Origin of the sequence: Rhodococcus sp. NPDC058532 (assembly GCF_042719255.1) — a bacterium.
Taxonomy (GTDB): Bacteria; Actinomycetota; Actinomycetes; order Mycobacteriales; family Mycobacteriaceae; genus Rhodococcus_G.
In genome coordinates this window covers 22,341-40,320 of record NZ_JBHXNU010000010.1, presented here as the reverse complement: position 1 = coordinate 40,320, position 17,980 = coordinate 22,341, and the positions used below count along the sequence as shown (strand labels likewise).

Annotated in this window: 16 protein-coding genes; 12 read left to right on the top strand and 4 right to left on the bottom strand. The window is 70.8% G+C overall.

Going from position 1 to position 17,980, the window contains the following annotated elements:
- Positions 1–58 precede the first annotated feature (58 nt).
- From ACFWQG_RS13480 to mftR, 3 genes are all read right to left on the bottom strand, one after another.
- A complete protein-coding gene (locus ACFWQG_RS13480; protein ID WP_378508132.1) occupies positions 59–1,114 on the bottom strand; it encodes a 2Fe-2S iron-sulfur cluster-binding protein in 1,056 nt (351 codons plus the stop codon).
- Positions 1,115–1,269: 155 nt separating this feature from the next.
- Entirely contained in the window at positions 1,270–1,950 is a 681-nt protein-coding gene (gene mftR2, locus ACFWQG_RS13475) for a mycofactocin system transcriptional regulator MftR2 (protein ID WP_378508131.1), read from the bottom strand.
- 119 nt (positions 1,951–2,069) lie between these two features.
- Entirely contained in the window at positions 2,070–2,684 is a 615-nt protein-coding gene (gene mftR / locus ACFWQG_RS13470) for a mycofactocin system transcriptional regulator (RefSeq protein WP_378508130.1), read from the bottom strand.
- Between the two features lie 105 nt (positions 2,685–2,789).
- On the opposite strand from mftR, the gene mftA reads away from it, so the two are divergent.
- From mftA to ACFWQG_RS13410, 12 genes are all read left to right on the top strand, one after another.
- Positions 2,790–2,888 carry a mycofactocin precursor MftA gene (gene mftA, locus ACFWQG_RS13465; RefSeq protein ID WP_378508129.1) on the top strand — a complete coding sequence of 33 codons (99 nt, stop codon included), beginning with the start codon at positions 2,790–2,792 and terminating at the stop codon, positions 2,886–2,888.
- Complete coding sequence (mftB, locus tag ACFWQG_RS13460; protein ID WP_378508128.1) at positions 2,873–3,169, top strand: mycofactocin biosynthesis chaperone MftB; 297 nt, start codon at positions 2,873–2,875, stop codon at positions 3,167–3,169. The genes mftA and mftB overlap by 16 nt, the downstream gene beginning before the upstream one ends.
- A gap of 66 nt (positions 3,170–3,235) precedes the next feature.
- Positions 3,236–4,462, top strand: a complete 1,227-nt coding sequence (mftC, locus tag ACFWQG_RS13455; RefSeq protein ID WP_378508127.1) for a mycofactocin radical SAM maturase — start codon at positions 3,236–3,238, stop codon at positions 4,460–4,462.
- A gap of 10 nt (positions 4,463–4,472) precedes the next feature.
- Positions 4,473–5,651: a pre-mycofactocin synthase MftD gene (mftD, locus tag ACFWQG_RS13450; RefSeq protein ID WP_378508126.1), complete on the top strand. Its 1,179-nt coding sequence runs from the start codon at positions 4,473–4,475 to the stop codon at positions 5,649–5,651.
- A 16-nt stretch (positions 5,652–5,667) separates the two neighbouring features.
- Positions 5,668–7,611, top strand: coding sequence for a mycofactocin system FadH/OYE family oxidoreductase 1 (locus ACFWQG_RS13445; RefSeq protein WP_378508269.1), 1,944 nt, complete (start codon positions 5,668–5,670; stop codon positions 7,609–7,611).
- Positions 7,608–9,557, top strand: coding sequence for a mycofactocin system FadH/OYE family oxidoreductase 2 (locus tag ACFWQG_RS13440; protein WP_378508125.1), 1,950 nt, complete (start codon positions 7,608–7,610; stop codon positions 9,555–9,557). Before ACFWQG_RS13445 ends, ACFWQG_RS13440 begins: the two co-directional genes overlap by 4 nt.
- 70 nt (positions 9,558–9,627) lie before the next feature.
- The gene (gene mftE, locus ACFWQG_RS13435; RefSeq protein WP_378508124.1) at positions 9,628–10,314 is read left to right on the top strand and encodes a mycofactocin biosynthesis peptidyl-dipeptidase MftE; all 687 of its coding nucleotides are present in this window, start codon (positions 9,628–9,630) and stop codon (positions 10,312–10,314) included.
- 25 nt (positions 10,315–10,339) lie between these two features.
- Complete coding sequence (mftF, locus tag ACFWQG_RS13430; RefSeq protein ID WP_378508123.1) at positions 10,340–11,737, top strand: mycofactocin biosynthesis glycosyltransferase MftF; 1,398 nt, start codon at positions 10,340–10,342, stop codon at positions 11,735–11,737.
- A gap of 93 nt (positions 11,738–11,830) precedes the next feature.
- A complete protein-coding gene (gene mftG, locus ACFWQG_RS13425) occupies positions 11,831–13,273 on the top strand; it encodes a mycofactocin system GMC family oxidoreductase MftG (protein WP_378508122.1) in 1,443 nt (480 codons plus the stop codon).
- A gap of 81 nt (positions 13,274–13,354) precedes the next feature.
- Positions 13,355–14,704, top strand: a complete 1,350-nt coding sequence (locus ACFWQG_RS13420) for a transcriptional regulator (RefSeq protein ID WP_378508121.1) — start codon at positions 13,355–13,357, stop codon at positions 14,702–14,704.
- 103 nt (positions 14,705–14,807) lie between these two features.
- Complete coding sequence (gene adh / locus ACFWQG_RS13415; protein WP_378508120.1) at positions 14,808–16,331, top strand: aldehyde dehydrogenase; 1,524 nt, start codon at positions 14,808–14,810, stop codon at positions 16,329–16,331.
- A gap of 148 nt (positions 16,332–16,479) precedes the next feature.
- Positions 16,480–17,028 carry a DUF779 domain-containing protein gene (locus ACFWQG_RS13410; protein WP_378508119.1) on the top strand — a complete coding sequence of 183 codons (549 nt, stop codon included), beginning with the start codon at positions 16,480–16,482 and terminating at the stop codon, positions 17,026–17,028.
- A gap of 15 nt (positions 17,029–17,043) precedes the next feature.
- On the opposite strand, the gene ACFWQG_RS13405 is transcribed toward ACFWQG_RS13410, so the two are convergent.
- Positions 17,044–17,934: a LysR family transcriptional regulator gene (locus tag ACFWQG_RS13405; RefSeq protein ID WP_378508118.1), complete on the bottom strand. Its 891-nt coding sequence runs from the start codon at positions 17,932–17,934 to the stop codon at positions 17,044–17,046.
- Positions 17,935–17,980: the final 46 nt, after the last annotated feature.

The window sequence follows — 17,980 nt, the reverse complement described above, 5'->3', positions numbered from 1 at the left end:
GAAGAGGGCGGGCGCCATCCCCTCGCACCACTCCCCCCCCCCCCCGCCGCGGGAGGTGCTAGAACTCGATCTCGAGTCGGTCGGTGACCGGGCGGGCCTGGCAGCCGAGGATGTATCCGGCGGCGATGTCCTCGGGGTCGAGGATCTCGCTGTTCTCCATCTCCACCTCGCCCTTGAGGACGGTGCATGCGCAGGAGCCGCACTCGCCCTCCTGGCAGGAGTAGGGGACGTCCAGGCCCTTCGCGAGCATGATGTCGACCAGGGTCTGCTTGCGGGGCCAGCTCATCTCGTGGGTCTCGCCGTCGAGGGTGACCGACACGGTCGCGGCGTCGGCGGCCTCCTCGGCGGTGACCTCCTCGACCTCGACGTCCTTGAAGGGGTCGCCCGCGAGGGAGTTGAACACCTCCGCGTGCACCTGGGTCCGCGGCACGCCCGCCTCGGCGAGCGCCTTGTGCACGGTGTCCATGAACGGGCCGGGCCCGCACATGAACGATTCGAAGCCGGTGAACGGGGCCGCGAGGGTGGCGAACTGGTCGGGCGTCGGCAGGCCCTGCAGCGACTCGAGCCAGTGCACGACGGTCAGCCGGGTCGGGTACTGGGCGGCGAGGGCGCGCAGCTCGTCCCGGAAGATCACCGAGTTCTCGTCGCGGTTCGCGTAGATCAGGACGACCTTGCCGCTGCCCTGGCTCAGCGCCGACTTGAGGATCGAGATCACCGGGGTGATGCCGCTGCCTGCGCCCCAGAGCAGGAAGTCGTGGTCGAGGGACTTCGGGCTGAACACGCCGGACGGGGGCAGCACCTCGATCGTGTCGCCGACCGCGATGTTGTCGCACAGCCAGTTCGAGCCGTAGCCGTCGAGGGTGCGCTTGACCGTGACCTTCGGGTCGCCGTCGGTGAACGGCGAGCTGGCCAGCGAGTAGCAGCGGGCGACCGAGCCGGTGCGATCGCTGGGGATGCGCAGGGTGAGGAACTGGCCCGGCTTGTACTCGAAGCGGCTGCGCTGCTCGTCCGGGACGGTGAACACCAGCGAACGTGCGTCTGCGGTTTCCTCGACGACGCCCGACACGGTGAGCACAACCGACCTGGAGCTGTGCGGCATGTCAACTGTGGTCATCGTGGTCGATCCTCTCGGGGCTCTGCGGATGCAGGGACGGCGGGGTGTGCGACTGGGCACATTCTGGAACGTGTTCTAGTTTTTAGCCTAGCAGACACCATCGAAGCAGCTGGATCGTAATTTGTGCCGCCCCATTCCCGATAATCGGGACCCGCTCAGGACGACGGCGAGTGTCCCTGCCGCTCCAGCTGCGCCTGCAGGCCGGAGATGATGGTCGCGACCCCGAACCGGTAGACGTCGCGGCCATGGATCTCGTCGAGGCGCCGGGTGGCGCGGGCGATCACCTCGGGCAGCCCCGTCCGGTCCGGGACCGGGGGATCCTGCGTGGAGACGCCGCTGCGGCCGAACAGGTAGGTGTGGATCGTCGCATACGCGCAGTAGACGCTGCGCTCGTCGAATCCGGCGTCGAACAGGATCTCCATGACCAGCGCGACCAGGTGACGCTGGGATCGCAGCATCCGCTCGAGCAGCACCTCCCCGAGCCCGGGATAGGTCGACAGGCGCTCGTCGATCTGGTCGATGAGGGTGCGCAGGCGTTCCGCCCAGTCCGGACCCGGCGGCGGGGCGGCGACGCCGTCGAGCGCGGCGGTCGCGACCAGCTCGAGCAATTCGTCCTTGTCGGAGACGTAGTAATAGGGCGCCATCGCGGACACGCCGAGCTCGCGGGACAGGCGCCGCATCGAGAGCTTGTCCAGCCCGTCCTGGTGGATCACGCGCAGGGCCGCCTCCACGATCTCCTGCTCGGACAGGTTGCCGTGTGTGGAGCCGGGTGTCCGTGAATCGGCGCCGGCGTTGCGACCGGACGGCCGACCCAAGATCACGGACTTCTCCGTCATCGTGTGCCTCATGACGATCGGTGGGACGGCTGGTGTCCATCCCGCGTCCAAGTTTAGGGCGTATCGGCGGTGCGGGGACCGGGTCGAGCGAAAAGGAGGTATCCGCGCGGTGCCCCCGATCAGACGACGGGCACCGCCGCCAGCCCTGCGCCCAGCGTTGCGCTGCCCGCGCGCAGCAGGTCGGGCAGCTCGAGGGACTCGTCGGTGAGCCACTGCTCGTACGCCGCGAGGGCGACCCCGAGGACGGTCCACCCGACGGTGCGCGGCAGGTGATCGGTCGCCTCCAGGCCGGTCCGTGCCGCGACATATTCCGCGATCACCGCGCGCCAGCCCGTGTACATGACCATCGAGTAGGCCTGCAGTGCGGGCACGTTGAGGATCACCTCCATGCGTTGGCGGTGAATCGGCGCCACGTCCGCTGGGAAGTCGTTGAACTCGAGCAACGCCCGGGTCAGGCCGTCGGCGAGGGGAACATCGCGCGGTAGGTTCGCCAGGTGATCGCGCATCTCGGCCAGGTGGGTGTCGAAGTTGCCCCAGGGCACCGCGTTCTTGGAGGGGAAGTACCGGAAGAAGGTGCGCCGCGCGATCCCGGCCGCCTCCGCGATCTGGTCGACGCTGGTCTCGTCGAAGCCATGCTCGGCGAACAAACCGATCGCGATGTTGCTGATCAGATCGGGGGTGGTGGACGGCCGACGGCCGATGCGTCCGGTCCCTGACCTGCGGGTACGCGTCAACTTCTACTCCCGCCTTTCTTTCTGCACTCGATGCCATTAATGTGGTGAGCCGAGTCACAGCGCTCCAGCTGCGACCGGAACAACCCTGACACAGGAGGCATGTCGATGTCCGACGCTCGCGAGTCCGCAGTCAACGAAACCGAGCTCGTCCAGGAGTCCCTGGTGGAAGAGGTGTCGATCGACGGCATGTGCGGCGTGTACTGATCGTGAATCTCGACACCGGGTGGCAGCTGCACCCGCAGGTGGCGCTTCGCCCCGAACCTTTCGGGGCGTTGCTCTACCACTTCGGGACCAGGAAGCTGTCCTTCCTCAAGAACGTGACCATCGTCGGCATCGTGAAGTCCCTGGCCGACCATCCCGACGCGCGCAGCGCGATCCGCGCCGCAGGCATCGAGGACGCCCGCATCGACATGTACGCCCGCGCCCTGGCAACCCTCGCGGAGTCGAAGATGATCGTCCCCGCTGCCGCGGCCCCCGCCGCCTGAACCGCCGCGCGTGAGCAGCCCCTCACGCCGCCGCCCCATCACTTCGTCTGACGAGGACCCGCGCCCATGACCTCTGTTTTGGAACCACCCGCACCCGCCCCGGTCGGCAGGCTGGTCGACCAGTTCGAACTCGGCCTCGATGCTCCGATCTGCCTGACCTGGGAGCTGACCTACGCGTGCAACCTGTCGTGCGTGCACTGCCTGTCCTCGTCCGGCCGCCGCGACCCGCGGGAGCTGTCCACCGAGCAGTGCAAGTCGATCATCGACGAGCTGCAGCGGATGCAGGTCTTCTACGTGAACATCGGCGGCGGTGAGCCGACCGTCCGCTCCGACTTCTGGGAACTGGTCGACTACGCGACCGCACACCAGGTCGGCGTGAAGTTCTCCACCAACGGCGTGAAGATCGACAAGAAGGTCGCCGCCCGCCTTGCCGCGTCCGACTATGTCGACGTGCAGATCTCCCTCGACGGCGCCACCGCGGAGGTCAATGACGCGGTCCGCGGTCCCGGCTCGTTCGCGATGGCGGTGCGGGCGCTGGAGAACCTGGCCGAGGCGGGGTTCAAGGACGCGAAGATCTCGGTGGTCGTCACCCGCCAGAATGTGAGCCAGCTCGACGAGTTCAAGGCACTCGCCGACACGTACGGTGCGACGCTGCGGATCACCCGCCTGCGCCCGTCCGGCCGCGGCGCGGACGTCTGGGACGAGCTGCACCCCACCCAGGCGCAGCAGCGTGAACTCTACGACTGGCTCGTCGCCAACGGCGAGGGCGTGCTGACCGGTGACTCGTTCTTCCACCTGTCCGCGTACGGCGACGCGCTGCCCGGACTGAACCTGTGCGGCGCGGGCCGGGTGGTGTGCCTGATCGACCCGATCGGTGACGTGTACGCCTGCCCGTTCGCGATCCACGACCAGTTCCTCGCCGGAAACATCGTGTCCGACGGCGGTTTTCAGCAGGTGTGGCAGCACTCCGAACTGTTCCAGGACCTGCGGTCACCGCAGACCGGCGGCGCCTGCTCGAAGTGCTCGCACTACGACGCCTGCCGCGGCGGTTGCATGGCGGCGAAGTTCTTCACCGGCCTGCCGATGGACGGCCCGGACCCCGAATGTGTTCAGGGATACGGTGAATCGGCCCTTGCCGCGGACCGTAGCGTCCCGAAGTCCAGCCAGGATCACTCCAGGACCGGGAAGCGCGCCGAGCGCCGCATCCCGCAGGCGCCGGTCCCGCTGACCCTGTTGACCACCCGGCCTCCGGCCAAGATCTGTGACGAAAACCCGCTCGCGGGAATGAAATAGAGGAATATCGATGGCAAAGAATGCCTGGTTCGAGACCGTTGCCGAGGCGCAGCGGCGGGCGAAGAAGCAGCTCCCGAAGCCGGTGTACATGGCGCTGGTCGCCGGTTCCGAGAAGGGCCTGACCACCAGCGACAACATCGACGCCTTCGGCGAGCTCGGGTTCGCTCCGCATGTCGCTGGCCTGTCGGACAAGCGCGAACTGTCCACCAGCGTGATGGGGCAGCCGCTGTCGTTCCCGGTCATGATCTCCCCGACCGGTGTGCAGGCCGTGCACCCCGACGGTGAGGTCGCCGTTGCCAGGGCGGCCGCAGCGCGGGGCATCGCGATGGGCCTGTCCTCATTCGCCAGCAAGTCCGTCGAGGAGGTGACGGCGGCGAACCCGCAGACCTTCTTCCAGATGTACTGGGTCGGCACCAGAGACGAACTGCTGCACCGGATGGAGCGCGCCAAGAAGGCGGGCGCCACCGGCCTGATCATGACCCTGGACTGGTCGTTCTCGATGGGCCGCGACTGGGGTTCCCCGTCGATCCCGGAGAAGATGGACTTCGCCGCGATGAAGGCGAACGCCCTGCAGGGCCTGCTGCACCCGAAGTGGCTGTCGCAGTTCGTCCGTTCCGGCGCCATCCCGGACCTGACCACCCCGAACCTCGCCCCGGCGGACGGCGGCCCAGCGCCGACGTTCTTCGGTGCCTACGGGGAGTGGATGGGGACCCCGCTGCCCACCTGGGAGGACGTCGCCTGGCTGCGTGAGCAGTGGGACGGTCCGTTCATGCTCAAGGGCGTCATGCGGGTCGACGACGCCAAGCGCGCCGTCGACGCGGGCTGCACCGCGATCTCGGTTTCGAACCACGGCGGCAACAACCTGGACGGCACCCCCGCCCCGATTCGGGCGCTGCCCGCGATCGCGGAGGCCGTCGGCGAGCAGCTCGAGGTGGTCCTCGACGGCGGCATCCGCCGCGGTTCCGACGTCGTCAAGGCCCTCGCCCTCGGCGCCCGGGCCGTGATGATCGGCCGCGCCTACCTGTGGGGCCTCGCCGCGAACGGGCAGGCCGGTGTCGAGAACGTTCTCGACATCCTGCGCGGTGGTGTCGACTCCGCCGTCCTCGGGCTCGGGCACTCCAGTGTCGCGGACCTGTCCCCGACGGACCTGGTCATCCCCGACGGCTTCCGCCGCGACCTCGGGCTCTGACCTGACGGGCCCTGACCTGCCAACCGGCTCAGGCCTGCTGACCTCGACGACCACCCTGGCCGGGCGCACCGCGTCCTCCAGGGTGGTCTTCGGTCCTCATGAGACGAACCTCGGTGTCGGGAGGGCGTTCTCGTCCCGGCACACGAACTACTACGAGGCGAGGGCGCGCGGCGGGTGCGGCGTGATCGTCACCGAGGTGGCGTCGGTGCGTGCCGACGACCACCCGTATGAGCGGGCACCACTGGCCGCGGAGTCCGAATCCGGCTGGCGTGACATCGTTACCGCCTGCCGCCCGCACGGAACCCTGGTCCTCGCCGGGCTCGGCCACGCCGGTCTGCAGGGGACGAGCGCATACTCGCAGTCGGTCCTGTGGGGCCCCTCCCCGATCGCGGACGTGGTGACCCGTGAGCTGCCCGCCGAGATGGGAGACCGGGAGATCGGCGAGGTGATCACCGGTTTCGCGGCCGCCGCAGCGCGGGCGGTCGCGGCGGACGTGGACGGTGTCGAGCTGGACGCGGGTCCGGCGGCCCTGCTGCGCCAGTTCCTCTCGCCGCTCACCAACCTCAGGTCGGACGGCTACGGCGAGGATCGCGCGCGCCTGCTGCACGAGGTGATCGCGGCGGTCCGGGCCGTGCTCGGCACTGGCCGGATCCTCGCCCTCCGGCTGAGCTGCGATGAACTGACGTCGTGGGGCGGGATCACCCTCGACGACGCGGTCGACCAGGTGGGCGCGCTCGGTGAGTCGATCGACCTGCTCACCGTGGTGCGCGGCGGTCCGACCACCGCGACCCGGTACCGGCCGGACGCGCACACCCCGCCGATGTTCACCGTGGAACCGACCCGCCGCATCCGCGCGGCCACCACCGTTCCGATCGTCCTGCAGGGCAGCGTGATCGACGCCGCGGCCGCGGAGAGCGCGCTCGGCGACGGGGTTGCCGACCTGGTCGAGATGACCCGCGCGCAGATCGCCGACCCCGACCTGGTCGCTGCCGTCCGCGGCGGCCGGGCCCCCCGTCCGTGCGTGCTGTGCAACCAGACTTGCCTGGTGCGCGACCCCCGCAACCCGATCGTCACCTGCATCGGCAACCCCACCACCACCCCGGGTGAAGGGCACCATCACGCCGTTGGACCGGGCGAGGGGCACCGTCACCCCGGGACGCGGGAGGTGCTGGTCGTCGGTGGTGGTCCCGCAGGTCTGGAGGCGGCTCGGGTGCTTGCCGCGGCCGGGAATCGGGTCCGGCTGGTCGAGCGCCGAGATCGGCTCGGCGGCATGGTTGCCCGCGCGGCGACCGGAAACCTGACGCGGCTGGCCGCGATCACCGACTGGCTCGCCCGCGAGTGCCACCGCCTCGGGGTCCGCATCGAACTGGGCCGCGAGATCACCGAATCCGATGTCACGGACGCCGATGCGACGGTGCTCGCCACCGGCAGCGTCGCCGCGCCGTGGCCGGTGCCGGGGGACGGCAGCGTGCCGGTGCGCACCGCACCGGACGTCCTGGACGCCGCGCACGCCGTCACCGGGGCGGTGCTGGTGTGGGATCCGATCGGTGGCCCGGTGGGGGTCGCGGTGGCCGAGCATCTCGCGGCAGGCGGCCACCCGGTCGCGATCGCGACCCCGGATCCGGTGATCGGCACCGGCCTCGGGCGCACCGGCGACCTCGCCGACGCCAACGGCCGGCTGCAGCGGTCCGCGGTGACCCGCCACCTGCGCAGCAGGATCGTCGACATCGTCGGTGGCGCAGTTGAACTCGAACAGGTGCACACGGGGGAGCGGAGCACGGTCCGGGCGGCGGTCATTGTCGACTGTGGGCACCGGGTCCCCGACGAGGCACTGGGCAGGCACCTCGAGCGGCGCGGCGCACAGTCGTGCGGCGACCGCGTCGCACCGCGCACCATCGCCGAGGCAGTCCGGGAGGGCCGCGGTGCCGCCGCGCGCCTGATGTCCGGGTGGGCGCGGTGAGCTTCCCGAGGCTGCTGGCGCCGCTGACCCTCGGCCCCCGGACGGTGCGCAACCGGCTCGTGTTCACCGCGCACCTGACCAACGCCGCCGTCGATGGCCTGCCCACCGGGCAGCACGCCGACTACTACGCGGCCCGGGCGCGGGGTGGTGCCGGACTGATCATCACCGAGGAGCAGTGCGTCCACCCGACCGACTGGCCGTACGAGAAGGTGATCCACGGTCACCGCCCCGAGGTGATCGCCGGATACCGCCGGATCACCGATGCCGTCCACGAGCACGGGGCGGTGATCCTCGCGCAGCTCAACCACAATGGTGGCCAGGGGTCGGGAATGTACTCCGGCCTTCCGCTGTTGGCGCCGAGCCCCGTCCCCGATCCACTGTTCCGCGAGGTCCCCCGACAGGTGGACGCCGCCGACCTCGCCGACCTCGTCGACGGCTACGCGCGCGTCGCAACCCACTGTCGTGCTGGCGGATTCGACGGCGTCGAGATTCAAGCGTCGCAGTCCTCGATCCTGCGCGCGTTCCTGTCCCCACAGACGAACCTGCGTTCCGACGGCTACGGCGGGTCGCTCGCGCATCGGGCCCGGCCGCTGCTCGAGGTGATCGCCGCGGTCCGGGCGGCGTTGGGACCGGACCTGGTCCTCGGCGTGCGACTGACCGGGGAGGAGGCGATCGCGAACGGCATCCATCTCGACGAGGCGGTCGCGGTGGCGACGATGGTCGAGGCAACCGGCGCGGTGAACTATCTGAACACATCCATCGGGATGGCCACCGAGACGCTGCACCTGATCGAGGGGTCGATGGCGGTGCCGAACGGCTACGCCCTGTTCATTCCCAACGCGATTCGCCGCGCCGTGTCCCTCCCCGTCGTCGGGGTCGGGCGGTTCACCGGTCCCGTCCAGGCCGAGCAGGCCCTGACGGAGGGGCAGTGCGACCTGGTCGGTGTGGTCCGCGGCCAGATCGCGGACCCCGACTTCGCCGTGAAGGCGGCGACCGGGCGCCCCGAGGAGATTCGGGCGTGCCTGGGATGCAATCAGGAGTGCATCGGCAGGGTCGGGTTGAACCGGTGGCTCGGCTGCATTGAAAACCCGGCGGCGGGACGGGAATCGGTGCCGCTGCCGATGCCGCGGCGCCGCGGCCGCGCGGTGGTCGTGGTCGGGGGCGGACCCGCCGGGCTGCAAGCCGCCGCCACCGCCGCCCAGCGCGGCCATGCCGTCACCCTGTACGAACGCGCACCCCGGTTCGGGGGGCAGGTGCGTACCGCAGCGGCGGCCGTGGGCCGAGCCGAGTTCGGGGAGTTGACAGCGAATCTGGAACGCGAGTGCCTGCGATCCGGCGTCACGATGCGCACCGGCGTTGCCGTCGACGCCGCGCTGGTGCTGGCACTGGCCCCGGAGGTGGTGATCGTCGCGACGGGGGCCCGGCCGTCGCGGCCGGCGTGGTCGGGCGGCAGCGACCGGGTCGTCGACGTGCGGGACGTTCTCGACGGCGGCGTCCACCCGACAGGCCGGGTCCTGGTGTTCGACGAGTTGGGATTCCATCAGGGCACGTCGGTCGCCGAGACACTCGCTGCCCGCGGTGCCGGGGTCACGATCGCGACTCCGGGGATGATTGTCGGGCAGGACCTCGGCCTGACCCTGGACATGGAGGGCTGGCAGCGTCGCGCGCACGCGGCGGGCGTCGTCGAACGAACCGACACCGTCCCGACCGGGATCGCCGACACCGGGACGGGGATCCGCGTGCACCTGCTCCATCACCCCACCGGTGTGGTGGAGCAGGTCGAGTTTGACGCGGTCGTGTGCGCGGTGCACCAACGTCCGGTGGACCAGTTGTGGAAAGAACTGTCCGGCAGCGGATTCGAGGTGCATCGCATCGGGGATGCGCTGTCGCCCCGGCGTGCCGACGCCGCGGTCCGGGAGGGGTATCGGGTTGCTCTCTCCCTCTGACCCGGCCGCCAGCACGCGGCGGCGTGCCGGGGGTGGAGGCGGCGGCAGGACGCGGCCTACCCTGGCAGGCATGCCCACCTCCCTCGCCGACGCCACCTGGCCCGAGATCGCGGACGGCAGGCCCGCGCTGGCGGTCCCGGTCGGGTCGCTCGAACAGCACGGCCCGCACCTGCCCCTCGACACCGACACCAGGATCGCGTCGGCGGTTGCCGGGGCATTGCCGGGTCTGCGGCTCGCACCCGCGATCGCGTACGGCGCCAGCGGCGAGCACGAGGGGTTCGCCGGGACCGTGTCGCTGGGTGCCGAGGTGCTGCGCACTCTGATCGTCGAGTACGGACGGTCGGCGTGTCGCTGGTCGCCGCGCGTGTTGTTCGTCAACGGGCACGGCGGCAACGCACCTGCGCTCGCGGAGGCGGTGACGCTGCTCCGGTACGAGGGCCGCGACGCGGCCTGGCTGCCGTGCGCGGTACCGGGCGCCGACGCCCACGCAGGTCGAACCGAAACCGCACTGTTGCTGCATCTTTCGCCGGACAAGGTGCGGATGGACCGGGTCGAGGCGGGTGATCCACGGCCGATCGCGGAGCTGATGCCGCGGCTGCGGGCTGGCGGTGTCGCCGCGGTCAGCGCGAACGGGATTCTCGGCGATCCGACGGATGCCGATGCCGTCGAGGGGGCACTGCTGTTCGATCAGATGTGCGGCCGCGCGGTCGCGGCGGCCGGGCGGTGGCAGCCGGATGAGCACGGGATGTTGCGGTGAGAGCAGATCCGAATACGATCGCCTGATGCGCCAAGCTCGACTACCCGATGGATTCGGTGTGCGACTCGATCCGACGGTGCGCACGTTCTCCGATGGACGGGTGCTGATCGGGGGATCCCCCACCCGGATGCTCAAACTGGCTCCCACCGCGGCCGCGATGATCGGCGACGGCTACCTGAAGGTCGTCGATCCCCAGTCGGCGGAGGTCGCGCGGCACCTGCTCGACTCCGGGGTCGCCAACCCGCGGCCGATGAGCTCACCGCCCAACCACGACGTCACCGTCGTCGTCCCGGTCCGGGACAACATTGCCGGGCTCAACCGGCTCCTCCCCGCCCTGCGTGGGCTGAACGTCGTCGTCGTCGACGACGGATCCGCGGAGCCGGTGATCTCGCCCCCGGTGCAGGGCGGGCGCGGGGAGATCACCGTGGTGCGGCATTCCGAGGCGCGCGGACCGGCCGCCGCGCGGAACACCGGGATGGCCCTGGCCACAACGGGGTTCGTCGCCTTCCTGGACTCTGACGTGGTGCCCCGGACCGGCTGGCTCGAGGCGATGCTCGGCCACTTCAGCGACCCCGCGGTCGCGATGGTCGCGCCACGGATCGTGGCACTCGAACCGGCGGGGGGAGCGTTGGCGCGCTACGAGCACGCACGCTCCTCTCTCGACCTTGGGCGCAAGGAGGGGCCGGTCCGGGCGGGGAGCGCGGTGTCGTACGTGCCGAGCGCGGCGATGCTGGTGCGCCGACGCGCGCTGGACGAGTGCGGTGGTTTCGACGAGTCGATGCGCGTCGCCGAGGATGTTGACCTCTGCTGGCGCCTGCACGACGCGGGCTGGCGGTTGCGGTACGAGCCGATCTCCCACGTCGCGCACGACCACCGGGTGTCGTTCCGGAAATGGTTCGGGCGCAAGATGTTCTACGGGACGGGTGCGGCACCGTTGGCGGCCCGTCATCATGGGCTGGTGCCGCCACTGGCGATGTCGTGGTGGACCCTCGTCGCCTGGGTGTTCGCGGCGACCGGCACCCGGTTCGGGGTGGTCGCCGCCGCGGTCACCCAGGCGACGACGGTGATCCGGCTGCGCCGGACCTTCGGGGAACTCGACAGGCCGACGCGGATCGCGACGGTGCTCGCGATCCAGGGGATGGCCGGTGGGGCGTGGCAGCTCGCGTCCGCGGTGTGCAGGCACTACTGGCCGGTCACGGTGCTCGCGGCCGTCTGTTCCCGGCGGGTCCGCCGGGCGGTGGTTGCCGTCGCGGTCGCGGAGGGTGCCGCCGACTGGTGGACGCACCGCGAACCGGAAGGGCTCGGTCCGGTCCGGCACATCGCCTACAAGCGTCTCGACGACCTTGCCTACGGGGCGGGGTTGTGGCGCGGTGCCGTCACGCACCGCAGCCTGGCCGCACTGAAGCCCCGCCTGACCAGGTGACGAGCGGCGCACCCGGTGCCCGGAACTGTGCGTGATTTTCCCCCCGATGGGGGTGAAAACCACGCACGGGCGGCGGAGCCGCTGGCGGCGGACGTGATCGTGGTTGGCGCCGGATCGGCGGGGTGCGTCGTTGCCGCGCGGCTCAGCGAGAATCCCGAGCGCACGGTGATCCTGATCGAGGCGGGCCCCGGCGTCGTCGGGCCGGGCCCGCTCGGGGTGTTGCCGGTCGGGCCGCACAGCGACGTGGTCGGGAGATACCCGGCGCGGCTGCGGGACGGCGCGCCGGAGACGGTGCTGGCGAGGGGCCGGATGCTCGGCGGGTCCGGTGCCGTCAACGGCGGCTACTTCCTTCGCGGCACCGCAGCGGACTTCGAGCGGTGGCCGCCGTCGTGGTCGTACGCGTCGGTGTTGCCGTACTTTCGCCGGCTCGAGACCGATCCGTTCGGGGACCGACGCTGGCACGGTGACACCGGTCCGGTTCCCGTCACCAGAACCGCTCCGGACGAGCGGCACCCCATCAGTACGGCCTTCCTCGACGCCGCCGACCGGGCGGGCTTCGGCTACCGGGCGGACCTGAACGAACCCGACGCCGACGGCGCAGGCCCGGTGCCGCTCAACGCGCGCGCCGGTCTGCGGATCGGCACCGCGACCGCCTACCTGGCCCCGCACACCGGCCGGCCGAACCTGCGGGTGCTCACCGACACCGCCGCGCGGCGGGTGGAGCTGTCCGGGCACCGGGCCACCGGCGTCGAGGTCGAGTCGGGTGGCGTTCGCCGGGTGCTGCGGGCGTCGACGGTGGTGCTGTGCACGGGCGCGGTCGGAACACCGCACCTGCTGATGCATTCCGGAGTTGGTTCCGCGCAACAACTTTCGGTGCACGACATCCCGGTGCGCGTCGACCTCCCCGGCGTCGGACGGGCGTTCGAGGACCACCCCGAGGTCACCGTCGGCTACCGCAGGACCGCCGCACCGCCGCACCGTGCGGACCGGGCGATCCTCGAGGTGGTCCTCGCGGCCGAGCTCGACGGGGAGCCGGTCGAGGTGCGGCCCTACACCGCCACGTTCGGCGAGGCGATCCCCGGCGTGGACGACCCGCTCGCCCGGATCGGGGTGGCGCTGATGCGCCCGCGCAGCCGCGGTGAGATCGTGCTGACGGCCGCCGACCCCGCCGCCCCGCCGCTGGTGCGGTACCGATACCTGGAGGCGGCCGCGGACCGGGCGGCGCTGCGCGCGGGAGTCGCGCTCGCCGAGGACCTGCTCCGCGGTCCGGCGTTCACCGGGCTGCTCGACCCACGAAGCCTGACCGACGCGTCCGCGACCTTCGGCACCTCGATGCACCTGTCGGGCGGCTGCTCGATCGGTGCGCCCGACGATCCGGACGCCGTCGTCGACGACCGCTGCCGGGTGCACGGCGTCGACGGGCTGTGGATCGCGGACGGCTCGGTGATGCCGTCCCTCCCGACCCGCGGCCCGCACGCGACGACGGTGATGATCGGGGAACGGGTCGCGGAGTTCGTCGCGCTGCTGGACGTCTGACCAGCAGATCCGGTGGCGGAGCGACGGCCGCCCCGGTGTGACTGGCGTTACAGTGGTGGGACGACGCCGAGAGGAATCTCCTTGACCACTACCGCACGGGCCGGTGCCCGCGGCAACCCCTGGGTGGCCGTTCGGCCGGGTGACGATGTCGCTGAACTCGCCCGCACGGTCTCCTCCGCGCACCGCTCGTTCGTTGAGGGTGCGGACACCCGGACCGGTGGCCCCGGCGCCGGACCGTCGGTCAGGCCGGTGGTGTTCGACTCGTGGGTGCGCAGCCGGGACCGGGGCGTGAACCCGCGGTCCGTCGGCGACGAGGACCCGCTGGGCGGGGTGGAACTCGGCGGCTACCGCGCCGCCCACCCGATGGCGTTGGTGCGGCCGGTGGTCCGCAGGCTGCTGGTCGAGGACGTCGCGGACACCGGGCTGCTGGTCGCGATCAGCGATGCCGCCGGGCGGCTGCTGTGGGTCGAGGGGGATTCCGGGGCGAAGGACCGCGCGGTCGCGATGCGCTTCGTCGAGGGCGCGGACTGGAGCGAGGATCGCGTCGGCACCAACGCGCCGGGCACCGCCCTCGCGGTCGACCAGTGCGTGCAGATCTTCGGGGCCGAGCACTTCAGCGCCGCCGTCCACGACTGGAGCTGTTCGGCGGCCCCGGTGCACGACCCGGCGAGTGGGCGGATCCTCGGTGCCATCGACATCACCGGCGGCCCCGAGGTGGCGCAGCCGCAGGTGCTTGCGTTGGTTCGGGCGACGGTTGCGGCGGCGGAGGCCGAGCTGCGGCTGCACCTGCTGAACTCGCCACGGCTGCTCGGGGCGCAAGCACCCGGCCTCGCGACGCCGGGATCGGCAGCACCCCGGCTGGCGGTCCTCGGTTCCGGTCGACCGACGTTGATCCGCGGCGGCGATCGTATTCCGTTGTCGCGCAGGCACGCGGAGATCCTGCTACTCCTCGCGCAGCACGCCGAGGGGCTGTCCGGTGACCAGTTGTCCGTCCTGCTCGACGAGGTCGAACTCGACGCCGTCACGATCCGCGCCGAGATGTCGCGGCTGCGGAAGGTTTTTGGGGCCGACGGGCTCGGGTCCCGCCCGTATCGGTTGCTCGTCGATCTCGACACCGATGTCGACGAGGTGCGCCGCGCCCTCGAGGCCGGTGATGCGGCCGCGGCGCTCGCCGCGTACCGCGGCCCGGTGCTGCCCGGGTCGGATGCGCCGGGCGTCGAGGAGATCCGCGAACAGGTCCGGGCCCGCATGCAGGCGGCGCTGCTGCGGTCCGGCGAGCAACGCCTGCTCGCGCGGTGGACGGCAACCCCGGACGGGCGCGGGGACTCGGCGGCCTGGGCGGCGTACCTGTCCTCGATCGATCCGCGGTCGCCGATGTACGACCAGGTCAGGGCCAGGATCGCGATCCTCGACGAACAGCTGGGCGGGTGACGGCTCCCGGTCGCAACCCCGTTGCAACCCCCCGGCTCGTAGTGTTCCGCTCATAGTGTTCCGGATCACACCGCGGGACCGACCGCAGCAGAGGAGTTCGACGATGACCGTGTACGCCCGCCCGGGTTCGCCCGACGCGCTCATGTCCTTCCAGTCCCGCTACGAGAATTACATCGGCGGGCAGTGGGTGGCCCCCGTCAAGGGCCAGTACTTCGAGAACACCACCCCGATCACCGGTCAGCCGTTCTGTGAGATCGCCCGCGGCACCGCCGAGGACGTCGATCTGGCGCTCGACGCCGCCCACGCCGCCGCTCCCGCCTGGGGCAAGACCCCCGTCGCCGAGCGGGCCGTGATCCTGAACCGGATCGCCGACCGCATCGAGGAGAATCTCGAGTCGATCGCGCTCGCCGAATCCTGGGACAACGGCAAGCCGATCCGCGAGACGCTGAACGCCGACATTCCGCTCGCCGTCGACCACTTCCGCTACTTCGCTGGCGCCATCCGCGCGCAGGAGGGGTCGCTGTCGGAGATCAACGGTGACACTGTTGCCTACCACTTCCACGAGCCGCTCGGCGTGGTCGGGCAGATCATCCCGTGGAACTTCCCGATCCTGATGGCGACCTGGAAGTTGGCGCCCGCGCTGGCCGCGGGCAACGCCGTGGTGCTCAAGCCGGCTGAGCAGACCCCCGCGTCGATCCTCTACCTGTTCTCCCTGATCGGGGACCTGCTGCCGCCCGGTGTGGTCAACATCGTGAACGGGTTCGGCACCGAGGCGGGCAAGCCGCTCGCGTCCAGCCCGCGGATCAAGAAGATCGCCTTCACCGGCGAGACCACCACCGGCAGGCTGATCATGCAGTACGCCTCGCAGAACCTGATCCCGGTCACCCTCGAACTCGGCGGCAAGAGCCCGAACATCTTCTTTTCCGACGTGCTCGCCGCGAACGACGACTACCAGGACAAGGCCCTGGAGGGGTTCACGATGTTCGCCCTGAACCAGGGCGAGGTGTGCACCTGCCCGTCCCGGTCGCTGATCCAGGAGGACATCTTCGACGAGTTCCTGGCGATGGCCGCGATCCGCACCAAGGCCGTCCGGCAGGGCGACCCGCTCGACACCGACACGATGATCGGCGCGCAGGCGTCCAACGACCAGTTCGAGAAAATCCTCTCGTACATCGAGATCGGGAAGTCCGAGGGGGCGAAGCTGATCACCGGCGGTGAGCGGGCGGATCTCGGCGGCGACCTGTCCGGTGGCTACTACATCCAGCCGACCGTCTTCACCGGCAACAACAGGATGCGGATCTTCCAGGAGGAGATCTTCGGCCCGGTGGTGTCGGTGACCTCGTTCAAGGACTACGACGAGGCCATCTCGATCGCCAACGACACCCTGTACGGGCTCGGGGCCGGGGTGTGGTCCCGGGACGGTGGCGTCGCCTACCGCGCCGGGCGCGACATCCAGGCCGGGCGGGTGTGGACGAACACCTACCACCAGTACCCCGCGCACGCGGCGTTCGGAGGATACAAGCAGTCCGGCATCGGACGCGAGAACCACCACATGATGCTCGACCACTACCAGCAGACCAAGAACCTGCTGGTGAGCTACGCACCCAAGGCGCAGGGCTTCTTCTGATGCCCCGCTTCCTCCGGCTCCCTCGGCCGGCGGAATAACGCGGCGCCCGCCGATACCCCCTCGTCGGCGGGCGCCGCCCCTCCGTTTCCGCACGGGCACAGCAGAAGTCCGCTCCCGGGACCCACCACACGAACGGACGGAACGCACCATGGTCGATACGACGAAGGCAGCGGCCGACCCGCCGCCGAGGATCGTCGCCACCGAGGCGGCCGCGGATCTGCTGCGCCTGCTGGTCGCCGCGCACGGCGGGGTGATGATGCACCAGTCCGGCGGGTGCTGCGACGGTTCCGCACCGATGTGCTATCCGGTCGGGGAGTTCATCGTGGGGGACCGGGACATTCTCGTCGGGCTGCTCGACCTTCGGCTGCGGGTGGGGGAGCGGGCGGTGGACCTGCCGGACGGTGCCGACGCGGTACCGGTGTGGATCTCCGGGCCGCAGTTCGAGCTGTGGAAGCACACCCAGTTGGTGATCGACGCGGTCCCCGGCCGGGGCTCCGGGTTCAGTCTCGAATCGCCCGAGGGGCTGCGCTTCCTCAGCCGCGGACGCGCTTTCGCCGCGGCGGAGCTCGGGATGCTTGCCGTCGCCGACCCGATCACCGGTCAGCAGTGGGAGGCCGGACGGCGACCCGGGCCCGCGGTCGTCCCGCAGATCGTCGCGGAGGCCGCCGACGCCTGCCCCGTCCAACGCCGTCCGTGACGGCTGGGCCGCGGGTCACCGCCGGACCATGCGCACCAGATCGCCGCCCGGTCCCTCCAGTTGCCGGGGCGGGCGCCACACCGCGCGCAGGATCCGGTCGAGGTGCAGCTCCGCCACCTCGACGACCTTGAGGTCCCCCGCCGCCACCTGGTCGGCGACGGCGAGGGTGCTCAGCACCGCGGGGCCGACGCCGCCGAGCACGCTCGTCCGGATCGCTGCCGCGCTGCCGAGTTCCAGAAGTGGTGCGGCGCGGTCGTATTCGTGCAGCGCGACGTCGAGGGTGGTGCGGGTACCCGATCCGGGTTCCCGGACCACGAGGGGGGTTCGTGCGAGTTCGCCGATCGTGAGCGGCTTCCTGCGCCGGGCCAACGGATGTCCGGGGTCGACCACGACCACCAGTCGGTCGCGGGCGACCGCGACGGTGTGCAGTCCGCGGGGCACCGTCGGCGACTCGACGAAGCCGACATCGCAGGCGCCGCCGATGACGTCGTCGAACACCAGGGTCGAGTTGCGAACCTGCAGGTGCACCGTGACGTCCGGGTTCTGCTGACGGAACCGGCCGAGCCAGCCGGGCAGCAGGTGTTCGGCCACCGTCATGCTCGCACTGATTGTCAGTTCAGCGGCACGTCTCTCCCGCATGCCCGCCGCGACGTCGATCAGGTGCCTCGCGTCGGCGAGCACCTTCCTCGACCAGTGCGCGAGCACGGTGCCCTCCGCGGTCAGCGTGGAACCGGTCGGTCTGCGGAGCAGGAGCGGCGCGCCAACCTGCGCCTCGAGACGCTTCATCGCCCGGCTCGCGTTCGGTTGCGCGACGCCGGCCACTTTTGCTGCCGCGCTGAGGCTCCCGTGATCGTCGACACCAACCAGTAGTTCCAGGACGTCCAGGTCGGGCCACCGCATCTTCATATCGAAAGTGTATGCCTAAAGCGCGTGCCCATATCGGAACGATATG

What these genes read in the sequence shown, in the direction of transcription:
- mftA (WP_378508129.1), top strand. Translation starts at nt 2,790, where the DNA reads ATGTCCGACGCTCGCGAGTCCGCAGTCAACGAAACCGAGCTCGTCCAG.
- mftE (WP_378508124.1), top strand. Translation starts at nt 9,628, where the DNA reads ATGCCCACCTCCCTCGCCGACGCCACCTGGCCCGAGATCGCGGACGGC.
- ACFWQG_RS13480 (WP_378508132.1), bottom strand. Translation starts at nt 1,114, where the DNA reads ATGACCACAGTTGACATGCCGCACAGCTCCAGGTCGGTTGTGCTCACC.
- ACFWQG_RS13410 (WP_378508119.1), top strand. Translation starts at nt 16,480, where the DNA reads ATGGTCGATACGACGAAGGCAGCGGCCGACCCGCCGCCGAGGATCGTC.
- ACFWQG_RS13405 (WP_378508118.1), bottom strand. Translation starts at nt 17,934, where the DNA reads ATGAAGATGCGGTGGCCCGACCTGGACGTCCTGGAACTACTGGTTGGT.
- mftF (WP_378508123.1), top strand. Translation starts at nt 10,340, where the DNA reads ATGCGCCAAGCTCGACTACCCGATGGATTCGGTGTGCGACTCGATCCG.
- adh (WP_378508120.1), top strand. Translation starts at nt 14,808, where the DNA reads ATGACCGTGTACGCCCGCCCGGGTTCGCCCGACGCGCTCATGTCCTTC.
- mftD (WP_378508126.1), top strand. Translation starts at nt 4,473, where the DNA reads ATGGCAAAGAATGCCTGGTTCGAGACCGTTGCCGAGGCGCAGCGGCGG.
- mftR2 (WP_378508131.1), bottom strand. Translation starts at nt 1,950, where the DNA reads ATGACGGAGAAGTCCGTGATCTTGGGTCGGCCGTCCGGTCGCAACGCC.
- mftC (WP_378508127.1), top strand. Translation starts at nt 3,236, where the DNA reads ATGACCTCTGTTTTGGAACCACCCGCACCCGCCCCGGTCGGCAGGCTG.